Annotated in this window: 9 protein-coding genes; 6 read left to right on the top strand and 3 right to left on the bottom strand. The window is 57.8% G+C overall.

Going from position 1 to position 12,502, the window contains the following annotated elements:
- The first annotated feature begins 1 nt into the window (after position 1).
- The 3 genes from KTJ90_RS18625 to KTJ90_RS18615 are packed head-to-tail and all read left to right on the top strand — an operon-like array spanning position 2 to position 5,276.
- The gene (locus KTJ90_RS18625) at positions 2-3,817 is read left to right on the top strand and encodes a cellulose biosynthesis protein BcsC (RefSeq protein WP_182630215.1); all 3,816 of its coding nucleotides are present in this window, start codon (positions 2-4) and stop codon (positions 3,815-3,817) included.
- Positions 3,817-4,260: a cellulose biosynthesis protein BcsD gene (gene bcsD / locus KTJ90_RS18620; protein WP_039658633.1), complete on the top strand. Its 444-nt coding sequence runs from the start codon at positions 3,817-3,819 to the stop codon at positions 4,258-4,260. The genes KTJ90_RS18625 and bcsD overlap by 1 nt, the downstream gene beginning before the upstream one ends.
- A gap of 8 nt (positions 4,261-4,268) precedes the next feature.
- The gene (locus tag KTJ90_RS18615; protein WP_039658632.1) at positions 4,269-5,276 is read left to right on the top strand and encodes a family 8 glycosyl hydrolase; all 1,008 of its coding nucleotides are present in this window, start codon (positions 4,269-4,271) and stop codon (positions 5,274-5,276) included.
- Between the two features lie 115 nt (positions 5,277-5,391).
- Here the strand turns inward: KTJ90_RS18615 and bcsG are convergent, their stop codons facing one another.
- The 3 genes from bcsG to bcsE are packed head-to-tail and all read right to left on the bottom strand — an operon-like array spanning position 5,392 to position 8,775.
- Positions 5,392-7,053, bottom strand: coding sequence for a cellulose biosynthesis protein BcsG (gene bcsG / locus KTJ90_RS18610; protein WP_039658631.1), 1,662 nt, complete (start codon positions 7,051-7,053; stop codon positions 5,392-5,394).
- Positions 7,043-7,240 carry a cellulose biosynthesis protein BcsF gene (gene bcsF / locus KTJ90_RS18605; RefSeq protein WP_039658630.1) on the bottom strand — a complete coding sequence of 66 codons (198 nt, stop codon included), beginning with the start codon at positions 7,238-7,240 and terminating at the stop codon, positions 7,043-7,045. The genes bcsG and bcsF overlap by 11 nt, the downstream gene beginning before the upstream one ends.
- Positions 7,237-8,775: a cellulose biosynthesis protein BcsE gene (gene bcsE, locus KTJ90_RS18600; RefSeq protein WP_039658629.1), complete on the bottom strand. Its 1,539-nt coding sequence runs from the start codon at positions 8,773-8,775 to the stop codon at positions 7,237-7,239. Before bcsE ends, bcsF begins: the two co-directional genes overlap by 4 nt.
- A 201-nt stretch (positions 8,776-8,976) precedes the next feature.
- Here bcsE and bcsR point away from each other — a divergent pair, with 201 nt between their 5' ends.
- Genes bcsR through bcsA form a run of 3 tightly spaced genes read left to right on the top strand, consistent with a single transcriptional unit; the run spans position 8,977 to position 12,502 of the window.
- Positions 8,977-9,174, top strand: coding sequence for a cellulose biosynthesis protein BcsR (bcsR, locus tag KTJ90_RS18595; RefSeq protein WP_039658691.1), 198 nt, complete (start codon positions 8,977-8,979; stop codon positions 9,172-9,174).
- Entirely contained in the window at positions 9,174-9,905 is a 732-nt protein-coding gene (gene bcsQ / locus KTJ90_RS18590) for a cellulose biosynthesis protein BcsQ (RefSeq protein ID WP_039658628.1), read from the top strand. Before bcsR ends, bcsQ begins: the two co-directional genes overlap by 1 nt.
- Positions 9,902-12,502 (top strand): UDP-forming cellulose synthase catalytic subunit, encoded by a 2,601-nt coding sequence (gene bcsA, locus KTJ90_RS18585; RefSeq protein WP_154926827.1) that lies wholly within the window; start codon positions 9,902-9,904, stop codon positions 12,500-12,502. The genes bcsQ and bcsA overlap by 4 nt, the downstream gene beginning before the upstream one ends.

Genomic DNA, 12,502 nt, shown 5'->3' with positions numbered 1-12,502 from the left:
AATGAAAAATAATCTGTTGAGTGCCGGTATTCGTAAGGCGTTGCTGCTGGGCAGCGCGCTGGCTCTGTCACCGCCGCTTCTGGCGGCGGAAAGCACCAATCCGGCGCTGCAGGCGCTGTTCGATCAGGCCTCTTACTGGCATCAGAAAGCGCATGATGATCTGGCGAAAGCCTCGCTGCAAAAGGTGCTGATGGTTGAACCCGGCAATACCCAGGCACTTTATCTGCTGGCACTTTATTCACAGCAGGGCGGCGATAATGCCGCCGCGGCGCAGTATCGCGCCCGGCTTAGTCAGGTCTCTCCCAACGATCCGCACCTCGGCGAACTGGACAGTGCACGCCAGCTGCAGACCATTCCACAGGCGCAGCTTTCGTTGGCGCGTCAGCAAGCGCGCAGCGGCAATATTCCGGCGGCGTTACAGACCTGGCGCAATACCTTTAGCGGCAATGAGCCACCACCCAGCGTCGCGGCAGAATATTATCTCACTATGGCGGGTGACCGGACGCTGCTGCCGCAGGCGGTTGAGGCGCTGCGCCAGTTTGCGGCTCAGCACCCGCAGGATACGGGGGCGAAGCTGGCGCTGGGTAAGGCGCTGACTTATCAGGAACAGACCCGTCGCGAAGGCATTGAGATGCTGAGCGCGCTGGCGAGTGGTAATCAGGATGCCGATCGCTCACTGCGTCAGGCACTGCTATGGCTTGGCCCTCAGCCGTCAGATGCGGCACTCTATCAGACCTGGCAGCAGCGTCACCCGCAGGACTCAGCGGTAATCGACTACTACCGTAAAAATGTCGGTGGCGCAGAAAAAGGGGCCGGATTCAGCGCGCTGAACAGCGGTGACGTTGGTGGAGCGCAGGCCAGTTTTGAAAAAGTGCTGGGCGCCAATCCGCAGGATGCTGATGCGTTAGCGGGTATGGGCTATGTGGCCGAGCGTGCCGGACATTATCAGGAAGCGGCAGATTATCTGCAGCGCGCTGCACAGCTCGGCGGCGATCAGGGTGCTTCACGTCAGCAACAGGCGGACGATGCGCGCTTTTATGCACAACTGGCCAGCGCCCAGCAGGCGCTAAAAAGCGGGGACACTGCGCAGGCGCTGACCTTAAGTGAACCGCTGGTGCAGGCTGACGGTGAGAAAGGGCTGGCCGCCAGGCTGTTCCGCGCCGACGTGCTGCGCCGCACCAATCAACCGCAGCAGGCAGAGCAAATTTACCGCAGCATTCTGCAAAGCGATGCGAATAACCGCAGCGCCAAAGAAGGACTCTTCTACGTTCTGCGTCAGCAGAATCGGAATGCCGAAGCCAGTACGCTGCTGGGCGCGCTGCCGGACAGCGTGCGTCAGAGCGTTACGCCACGGGCCAATGAAGCCGATGCGTTGCGTCAGCAGGCGAAGCGTCAGCTTGCCGCTGGCAACAACGCCGCGGCCATCGCGACGTTGCAGCAGGGCGTTCAGCGCTATCCCTCGGATGGCTGGCTGCGGCTCGATTTAGCGCGGCTTTATCGTCAGCAGGGCGATACGCTGCTGGCGGCCAACGTAATGCAACCGGTGATGCGCAACGGGGCCAGCACCAGCGAGCTGTATGCTGGTGCGCTCAATGCCAGCGAAAGCGGCGGCTGGCAGCAGGCCAGCGCCTTGCTGGCGCGCATTCCCGCTAATGCTAAAACGGAGGCGATGCGTGAACTGGCGCAGCGGGTGAATTTTAATCTGCAGATGAGCACCGCCGATCAATACCTGGCACAGGGCGCGACGGCAGCAGCAGCCAATACCCTGAAAGCGCTCGCGGTCACGCCACCGACCAATCCGGTTGATGCCGGAAACCTGGCGCAGAAGCTGGCGCAGGCGGGCGATCTCACCAGCGCCGTTTCGGTGGTGCAGGCTAACCTGCAGCGCGGCGTGCAGGGCAATGCTGGCGATTATGCTGCACAGATGGCAGTGCTGAATCAGGCGGGTCTCGGCAGTGAGGCGCAGCGCTTCCTCAGTAACCCGGAACTGCAGGCGCGCAGTACGCCGACGCAGCTGGCGGGTATTCGCAACGGCTATCTCATTAACGAAGTGGATCGCCTGCGGCAGCAGCGCCAGTACGCGGTGGCGTATGACAAGCTGATTGGCGCACTACAGCAGGATCCGCAGAACCGTGATCTGATGTTTGCGATGGCCCGTCTTTACCAGGACGGCAAGATGAACCGGGATGCGGGTGTGGTCTATGACTACCTGATGACCCAGGATACACCGACGCAGGATGCGCGCGTCGGGGCCATCAACGTCGCGCTGGCGCAGAACAATCTGCAACGCGCTAACGAGCTGAGTCGCGGCCTCAACACCACCACGCAGACGCCGGATCGACTGCTGCTGCTGGCGCGAGTCGCGGAAGCCAATGGCGACCATTCGCAGGCGATGGCATATCTGCGTTCAGCACGCGGGCAGCTGATTGGCCTGCAGGGTGCACAGCCTGGCAGCGTGCCGAGCGTGGGCGGCCTGGCGCTGGCGGATAATCCGTTTATCAACCGTAATACCTCACCAGTGGGACGTTCGCCGTCCAGCTACGGCACTGTGCTGCCCTGGCAGGCGGCACCTGTGGGCATTGCAACGGGCGTCACAGCGCAGGGCGATCTGGCCGCGGGCAGCGAAACCGTCTCTCATCAGTCACAGGTTCTGCACGACGTCGATACCATGATGGATTCGCTTCAGGAGAAAACCGGCACCTGGAGTCAGGGCATGGTGCAGGTGCGGGGGCGTGATGGCGAGTCAGGCCTCAGTAAGCTGACAGAAGCCAAAGCGCCGCTGACCTTCTCAACCGTGCCGTTTGAAACGGCGCGTCTCGACTTTACCGCCACGCCGGTCTCACTCACGGCGGGTAGTGGCGCAGCCGATGCCTGGCGTCGTTTCGGCACCAATGCACTGAGTCAGGGCCGGGTTGTCGCCGCAGGCGGTGCGACGGTGAATGATCTGCCGAACGGCGTTACCGATTCGCAAACCGCCTCTGGCGTGGAGCTGAATCTGGCACTGAAGGGCGACAGTTATAAAGTGGACATTGGCAGCACGCCACTGGGCCAGGATCTCAGTACACTGGTCGGTGGCGTGCAGTGGTCACCGAAACTCACTGACTTCCTGACGCTGATCCTCACCGGTGAGCGTCGTGCGATTACTGATAGCCTGCTCTCCTACGTCGGCGCAGAAGATAAAACCAGCGGCAAACGCTGGGGACGCGTCACGAAGAACGGCGCGAACGCCCTGTTAAGCTATGACAATGGCGATGCAGGCTTCTATGCTGGCGCGGGCGCGTACAGCTACCTTGGAGAGAATGTCGCCAGCAATAACAATCTGCAGGCAACCGCTGGCGCTTATGTCCGTCCGTTCCACAGTGACGATCGCGAGCTGAAAGTAGGCATGAGCCTGTCGTGGATGGATTTCTCGAAAAACCTCAGCTACTTCAGTTACGGTCAGGGCGGCTACTTCAGCCCGCAGAACTACGCGTCGGTCTCATTCCCGATAGAGTTCTCACGTAAATTTGACGATCTCAACGTGAATATTGGCGGTGCGGCTGGTTATCAGACCTACAGTCAGGATAAGAGCGCGTACTTCCCTGCAAATGCCAGCCTGCAATCTGAGCTGGAAGCCCTTGCCGCAAGAGGCAGTGTAAAAGACGCTTACTATTCTGGTGGCAGCAAAAACGGCATCGGCTACAACCTGCACGCCGGGGCGGACTACAAACTCAACAAAGATGTGACGATTGGCGGCCAGCTGGGCTATGACACCTTTGGTGACTACAACGAAAGCAGCGCGCAGCTCTATGTCCGTTATCTGTTTGGAGAGAAGTAATGAGTGAACATTCTGGGGTATCACATCCACATCAGCCGGGCTGGTTTGACCTGGTCAGCGTGATGATTGACGGGATGGTGGCCAACGCGGGTCAGCGGGAGGCGGAGGCCTTTCTCTATAAAATGGGTGAATCACTGGCGACCCGCTATCCTTTGCCAGCGTCACGCACCGTGCAGGATCTGGAGCGCGAGGCCAACTTACAGCTGGCGCGATTTAACTGGGGCTTTGTGCAGCTTCAGCCGGAAGAGACGGCGCTGCTGATGACGTATCACGCCTTACCGGCTGGCGACAATACCCATTCTCCGGCTGACTGGCAGGCAGTATTTGGCGCAGTCATAGCCGGACTGTTTTCAGGCTGGTTACAGGGCCAGGGCGGCAGCAGGATTGTGCCGGTTACACTTGAACTCAATGATGGCAGCACGCTGCACTATCGATATCAATAGGATCGGAAATGAAACGTAAGCCATTCTGGATGGGCTGGATCTGCTCTGTTTTACTGCTGGTCTGCAGTGCGCAGGCGAGTGCCAGCGGCTGGGACACGTTTAAAGGTCGTTTTCTGACGGCGGAAGGGCGGATCACGGACACCGCCAATAACAATGTCAGTCACACCGAAGGTCAGGGTTATGGCATGTTGCTGGCGGTAGCCAACAATGATCGCGCCACGTTTGACAGGTTGTGGCAGTGGACACGCACCCAGTTAGGTAATCCGCAGACCGATCTCTTCTACTGGCGCTATGTGCCAGGCAGTGACAATCCGGTTGCTGATAAGAACAACGCCTCGGATGGTGATGTGCTGCTGGCCTGGGCGCTGCAGCGTGCTGCTCAGAAATGGCAGGTGGAGAGCTACCAGCAGGCATCTGACCGTATTCAGCGCGCCATCATCAAGCTGGATGTCACGAACTTTGGCGGCTATACCGTCCTGCTGCCGGGCGCGCAGGGTTTCAATAAAACCAGTTACGTGGTGCTTAACCCTTCCTATTTCCTGTTTCAGGCGTGGCGTGAGTTTGGCGAGCGCAGTCATCTGCAGGTCTGGGATAAGCTGATTAATGATGGTTTTACGCTGCTGGGTAAGCTGAGTTTTGGCAAAACCGGTCTGCCGCTGGACTGGGTTGCGCTGAATGCCGACGGTTCGGTTGCCCCGGCTGTCGGTTACTCAAACCGCTTCAGTTATGACGCGATTCGCGTACCGCTGAACATCTGGTGGTATGACCCGCACAGTCTGGCGCTGGTGCCGTTTCAGCGCGTCTGGCAGGGTTACAGCCGTATGCTGACTCCCGCCTGGTTCGACGTGCTGGCAAATGCACCTGCACCTTATCATCTTGAGGGCGGTCTGCTGGCGGTGCGCGACCTCACGCTGAATGAGACCGGCTATCTGAGCGATAAGCTGGCTGCGGATCAGAACTACTTTTCCGCCAGTCTGCAGCTGCTGACCTGGCAGGCGTTTCAGGAGAAGCGCTGATAACAGGCAGAACGGCGGCGCTGGCCGCTATTCTGCTGCCGACAGTAACACGATAAAAATGGGTCAGGCGCTAAGCGGCGGCTGACCCGCACTTCTGCTTTACGGCAGTGATGCGTTACTCCGGATAGGGCACCCAGTCTCCGCCATTTAGCCTGATCCAGGGCTTGCCCTGATACATCATCACCACTGCACCGTCGTTTTCCGACACCACTGGCGTCTGCGGCAGCTTGTCAGTCAGCACCGACATATTGACATTGGGCGCATTAAATACCTGCCCATCCACCACGCGAGACACAATCTCTGAGACTGCCAGCAGACTGGTTGGCGCATCAATATTGAGTGGCTGTCCCTGATGCGGGGCTTTCATGCCGACAAACTTAATCCCGACCGGCACATGCGTAATACCCGGGCTGGGAATGTCGCGCAGCCCTGACATCTGCATCTTATCGCCCTGCAGGGCGGCCCCATGCTCCGGCACCACCAGCACCATCACCCGACGGCCTGACTTCTCCAGCTGAGTAAGGAAGGCGTCGATCTGATCAAACAGCAACTGAGCGCGCGGCTTCCATGGGGCTGTCTGGGTGCTGCCCAGTTCGCGGGTGCCGTCGTGCAGCGGGATCAGGTTATAGAAGGTGGCGCTGCGGGCATCGCTGCTCTTGCTGCGATCGTCGAGCCAGCGCTGCATCAGTTGGGCATCATTGAACACCGGCGTGCTGTCGAATGAAGTCACCTCCGGCGCAATACCCGCCTGCGACATCAGCGGTGCCTGAATATCCCCGCCTTCGCGCAGTTCTTTGAGATAGTTACCAAACACGCCGGTGTGGTCCATCATCAGCTGCTCTTTAAAGCCCAGCTTCGCCAGATTATCGAACAGATAGCAGCGTGAATCAGTGGGTTTGTAGAGATCGCTGTGCGAGGTCTGACCGCAGCTGGCACGCAGCAGACGAATCCCTGCCGGTCCGCTGTAGCTCGTGGCGGAGTTGTAGTTGGTCAGCATGATGTCGAAGTGATGCCACAGCGGATGATTACGCAGTTGCGAGGCATCCATATCTGACCAGGCGAGCGAACAGATGTTGATCACCAGAATGTCGAATGGCTGTGAATCGGCAGGCAGGCTGTCGGGGAAGTGGGTAACGCGCTTGCGCTCACTCTCATAGAAACGGTTGAGCCAGGCGGTCAGATTCGTACTGGTCGCGGGTGCAGACTGATCGAGCCCATCCGGCGTAGCGGCTGGCTGGCTGGCGGCTGGCGTCTGATTCAGGACCACCTGCGGAGTGGCTGCGCGGGTCGGTAGCAGCGACATCGCCGGGCCAGCGATAGTGAGTACGTTGAGCCAGATCAGCATCAATGAAACCAGCACGGTGATACGAATCCACTGCGCAACAAAGAGATAGAGAACCAGCAGGACAAAGAGCGCACCTATCATTTGCCAGTTGATAAAGCGGTCTGCCAGATCGAGAAGATAGGCTGCGGAGAAGCCCGCCAGCTGATCGCCCTGGCTCATGATGCTGCTGAGTCCGGGCAGCCAGGTGTCATGCCAGAACAGCCCGACACCAATGGGGATCGAGACCCAGTGGCGCAGGCGATGCAGGCGTACCGTCGGCAGCGGGAAGAGCAGCCAGGCGAGAAACACCAGGTTGCTCAGCGCGTGAAAGTTGAGATAGCCATACCACAGCAGGGCGAACTTCACTAAAAAGTAGAAATTCCAGCCGCCCAGTCCGCGCCAGCAGGACCACAAACCGGAAGAGTGGGCCGCAGCGGGTTGATCATTTTTCATTAATTTTTGCATCCGTTTTTGGAGATTGACGCTGCCAGTCACCTTCAGACTTTAGCGCACGCGCAGGCAACAGCCGATTCAGCAGGCCGTTCCAGCGACGCGGCAGCCAGCGTTGCCAGACAGGCTTTAGAATCAGCAGGATAAAAATAGCCAGCAGCGCAATCTGTACCCAGTCCATCAGGTTCATCGGGATTCTTTCTCCGGCAGTAAAGTGATGGGCTGCGGTGCCGAACGTACAGGCGCATCCACTGGCTTGAGGGTGGATTCGAGCAGAGATTCTGAAACCGGCGTCAGTTCCTGAATCGCCATCGGCGTCAGTTTTTTAATATTGCTGACTTCCGCAAGAATATGATTATCCTCGAACCAGACCATCCGGTTTGCAAATAGCTCATCGTGAGGCAATGAAAATATATATTTCAAGGCCTTATCGAGATCGTTGTAGCGGCAGGAGGAGAGAAATAGTATGACGCGATCTTCCAGCACCGTGACCAGGTCGCCGAAGCGACGCGGTTTACAGAGCGTCAGAATCTGCTGGGGTTGAAGCTGCGGCACTGGCCGCAATGCCACCAACAGGCCCTTATCATTTTCCGGCAGTAAGGTATTACTGATCAACTGGCTGACTGATTGACAGAAGGCGTCAAGCCGCAGGTAGCCTTTCTCATGCAGCGGCTGCAATGAGGCGGTTAACGCCTCAAGACTGGCGGGAACGCGACGGTTAAACACCTGTCCCTGAAGACCTTCCAGCGTGGTCAGAAAGCGCGACATAGCTGCGTTAGCCGGCACGATGGTGTTGACTCCGCAGGCCAGCAGCAGCCGCTCGTCGCTATAACGCAGGCTGGCCCCCATCTCACGTACCACAATTTTCATTCCGTTGCCGCGAGCACGACGCAGGCTGTGAACCATCTTCGCCAGTTCGCCGATATAGTCGCTGCGGGTCAGACTAAAAATAACTGTCGCGGCATTAGCCTGCTGTGCCTGGAACCAGACCTGCTCATTATCATCAAAGAGCTGCCACTGGCGTGAAAGCGGCGGCGCGCCCTCAAGCACGATTTTGTCCGCGAGATAATGTTGTTCGTCATTAAGGCTCAACGGTTCCTGCTTTTCATTTAAGGCAAAGAAACGATCTTCTTCACAGCCCAGACGTATTGCACGATCGGCGAGCAGGCGTTCCGCGGCATACCACCAGTTAATTCGATACTGCCAGCTGTCCTGCTGAAAGCTCAAATGGGCAACGCCATCCAGCTGACGAAAATAACGCTGAAGATTATTACTCAGGTTTATTATGGTGGTGCCGGAGGTAATGATTAAAAGTGTGAGTTTGCTTTTATGTAGCGTGCGGCGCATACCCTTTATCCACCGGGTTAATTCGGCGTCATCGAGCTTATCCCATTGCGCTGCGCTGCTGTTAAATATCACCAGTCCGTTTTTACTGCCAAGCGTACGCAGAAAATCATTTTCCAGCAGCAAAAGACTCCGTTTGCTTTTGGAAAGAGAAAATAGCGGGATACGGTCGGGGCCGCCGATCGGGTCGGGCGTCAGGAGATCACGAGGCGGTTGATCAGCGCTGATGAGCGTGACGGCCTGCTGATGTGAAATCACCTGTCGAATCAACATGCGGGCGTCATCCTGCCGTGCACACGTCACCCAATAACAGCCAGGCGTTTGCAATGCCGTTAATTCAGGCTGAACATGCAACAGCCCTAGCGAAAAAGAATTTTTCATATTGAATTCGTTATTTTTCCAGTCCAGGCTAGCTTATTATAGACAGGCCAGGATGTAACCTGAGAAATTTAAACATTGCCAATGACAAACTGGCTCACAACGTCTGGCAAATGCAGCGTTGCTGAAAATCTTTTTGAACCTCCTTTTTATGCGCAGGCGACTATTCTGAGTCTGACAGTGTTTTATCTTTGGCGAACAGTAATGAAAAATCCAAATCTTCATACCCCTGAGGCCGCCGATGGCGATCGTCAGGATGATATTAGTGCTTTGCGTGACGCCTTTTCTTTGCACGCTTTTCGCTATGTCGATATTGCGCGCGAAGAGCGTCTGAAAGAGATTTTGTCACGCTGGACGCTGTTAGCCGAAACGGTCCCCAGCCAGCCTGAGCAACCTCACTGATGCCGCAGATAGCGCTTCAGGGCGTGCGGGGCGGTGTCGGCACAACGTCTCTTTGTGCCGGACTGGGCTGGGCGCTGGCGGCTCTCGGCGAGCGGGTGTTGCTGATCGACGGCTCGCCGGTTAGTCAGCTCGGCATGCATTTCAATCTGCCCGCTCAGCAGGAGAATGGCTGGATGAAAGCCCTGTGCGAAGGGGGAGACTGGCAGCACAGCGCGCTGTGCTATCCCCATGGGCCTGACTTGCTGCCACATGGTGTGCTTTCTCATCAGCATTCTTTGACTATCACCCGTCAGAATGAGTCTGTCGCCGCACCGCTGCTCCAGGTATTGCCGGACCTGCAGGCGCGCTATCAGTGGATTATTTTTGATCTGCCTGCCGACTCCCTGCCGTGGCATGAAACACTCTATCAACAGCTGGACGGCATACTCTGTGTCATCCAGCCTGACGCCAATTGTCATTTGCGCCTTAGCCAGCGCCGCTTTCCGGCGCGCACCCGCTTTGTTATCAATCAGTTTAATGCTAACAGCCGTCTGCAGCAGGATCTGCATCAGCTTTGGATGGCTTCACTGGCGCAGCTGATACCGCTGCTGATTCATCGCGATGAGGCGCTGGCAGAGGCGCTGATGATGAAGCAGCCGGTCGGTGAATATCGGCCACATGCGTTAGCCAGCGAGGAGATCATCACGCTGGCTAACTGGCTGTTACTCAATCTGAAGGGAGTAAGTTCTTGAATCCGTTGCGCTGGCTGTTGACTGCGCCCGCCTGGCAATCGCTGCATCGGGGCTATACCACTGCGCGAGGCAATGGTGCCTCCCGCTTCGCCAGCGCACTTCATCTTTTCTGGTCTGTTCTGGGCCTGATGCTGCTCCGCTTCGAAAGCCCGGGCTGGCAGAGTGTGATTCAGCAGCGCCGCCGCCTCTATCCGCACATCTCACCGGAGCGTCCGCGTCCGCTGGATATCCTGCGCTATCTGATCCAGACACTGTGGCTGATTATGATCCGGCTCCCCCAGGCGAGCGCCCGCGATGGCGTTAAGGGCCTGAGCGCACTTTCTGGCTGGCGGCAGCACGGCTATCGCTGGCTGGACAACGTTATTGCCCGCTCGCAAACCCAGGGCATTGATACGCGCATCGAACAGCGACTGAAGCGCCTGTCGCCGCCGATGCGACGCAGCCTCTTTGTCGTGACGGCTCTCTTTGCCTCACTGCTGGCGCTGCTCTGTATCAGCCAGCCCTTTGGTCTGATGACGCAGTTTATTTTTGTCGTACTGCTCTGGGGTCTGGCGATGCTGGTCCGGCGCATTCCGGGTCGTTTTCCTACCATGATGCTGATCGTGCTGTCGTTGACCGTGTCGTGCCGCTACCTCTGGTGGCGCTATACCTCGACGCTGAACTGGGACGATCCGCTGAGCCTGATCTTTGGTTTGCTGCTTATTGCAGCAGAGACCTACGCCTGGGTGGTGCTGGTGCTGGGCTATTTCCAGACGCTGTGGCCGCTTAACCGGCAACCCGTCTCCATGCCGGCTGACCGTTCGCAGTGGCCATCGGTGGACCTGCTGGTGCCGACCTATAACGAAGCTCTTAGCGTTGTCAGACCGACGCTCTATGCTGCGCTGGGTATCGACTGGCCGAAAGATCGCCTGAATATCTATCTCCTTGACGACGGCAACCGGCCGGAATTCCGCGAGTTTGCCACCAGCATTGGCATTAACTATGTGGCGCGTCCCTCTAACGAACATGCCAAGGCGGGGAACATCAACCACGCGCTGAAAAACTACTGCCGCAGCGACTTCGTGTCGATCTTTGACTGCGACCATGTGCCGACACGCGCTTTTTTACAGATGGCCATGGGCTGGTTTATCAAAGATCCCCGGCTGGCGATGCTGCAGACGCCGCATCACTTCTTTTCGCCCGATCCGTTTGAGCGCAATCTCGGGCGGTTTCGCCGTACGCCGAATGAGGGTTCGCTCTTTTATGGGCTGGTGCAGGACGGTAACGATACCTGGGACGCCGCCTTCTTCTGTGGCTCCTGCGCCATTCTGCGCCGCACTGCGCTGGAAGAGATTGGCGGTATTGCCGTAGAAACCGTCACTGAAGATGCCCATACGTCGCTGCGTCTGCACCGGCGTGGCTACACCTCGGCCTACATCCGCATTCCTCAGGCGGCCGGGCTGGCGACCGAAAGTCTGTCAGCGCATATCGGGCAGCGTATTCGCTGGGCACGCGGGATGGTGCAGATTTTCCGCCTTGATAACCCGTTGTTTGGTAAGGGGTTGAAGTGGGTACAGCGGCTCTGTTATGCCAACGCTATGCTGCACTTTTTGTCCGGTATTCCGCGGCTGATCTTCCTGCTGGCACCGCTGGCGTTTTTACTCTGCCATGCCTACATCATCTATGCGCCTGCCCTGGCGATCGCTATCTATGTTTTACCTCACATGCTGCACACCAGCCTGACCAACTCGCGTATTCAGGGGCGCTGGCGTCACTCTTTCTGGAGCGAAGTTTACGAGACGGTGCTGGCCTGGTATATCGCCCGGCCTACTACCGTGGCGCTGTTCAATCCTCACAAGGGTAAGTTTAACGTCACGGCGAAAGGCGGACTGGTCGAGGAGCAGCATCTGGACTGGGTGATAACCAAACCCTATATGTTGCTGGTGTTGCTTAATGTGGCGGGCGTGTTGATGGCGTTCTGGCGCATGCAGCACGGTCCGGCCAACGAGATACTGACCGTCTGCGTAAGTCTGATTTGGGTGCTCTATAACATGATTATTCTTGGCGGTGCGGTGGCGGTTTCCGTTGAAGCCCGGCAGATCCGCGAGGCGCACCGTGTAGAGATCGCCATGCCGGCCGCCATCGCACGCGAAGATGGTCATATGCTGCCCTGCACGCTGCGTGACTACTCGGATGGCGGCGTCGGGCTGGAGATGCGCGAGCCGGATGCGCTGCGGGAGAATGAAAAAGTGTGGCTGCTGCTGCGTCGTGGACAGCAGGAGTTCAGCTTCCCCTGCCAGGTGCAGCGTGTCTTTGGCCACCGGGCTGGCGTGCGTCTCCATCAGCTGACCACCCAGCAGCATATTGAATTTATCCAGTGTACCTTCGCTCGCGCCGATACCTGGGCACTGTGGCAGGACGGTTTTCCGGAAGATAAGCCGGTGCAAAGCCTCGCCGATATCATGATCCTCGGTTTCAAAGGTTACCTGCGCCTGGCGGAATATGGCCCGCCGCAGTTACGTCGGCTGTTTAACCTGCTTACCGTTGGGGTGAGCTGGCTGGCTTCGCTGTTGCCGCAAGGCATCCGTGCGCCAGCTTCAAAAAACGCATTGAGTTGA

The sequence above is a fragment of the Pantoea jilinensis genome, assembly GCF_019104105.1.
In the GTDB taxonomy this organism is placed as follows: Bacteria; Pseudomonadota; Gammaproteobacteria; order Enterobacterales; family Enterobacteriaceae; genus Pantoea; species Pantoea eucalypti.
The sequence above is the reverse complement of the archived record's forward strand: the minus strand, read 5'-3'. Positions and strand labels throughout refer to the sequence as shown.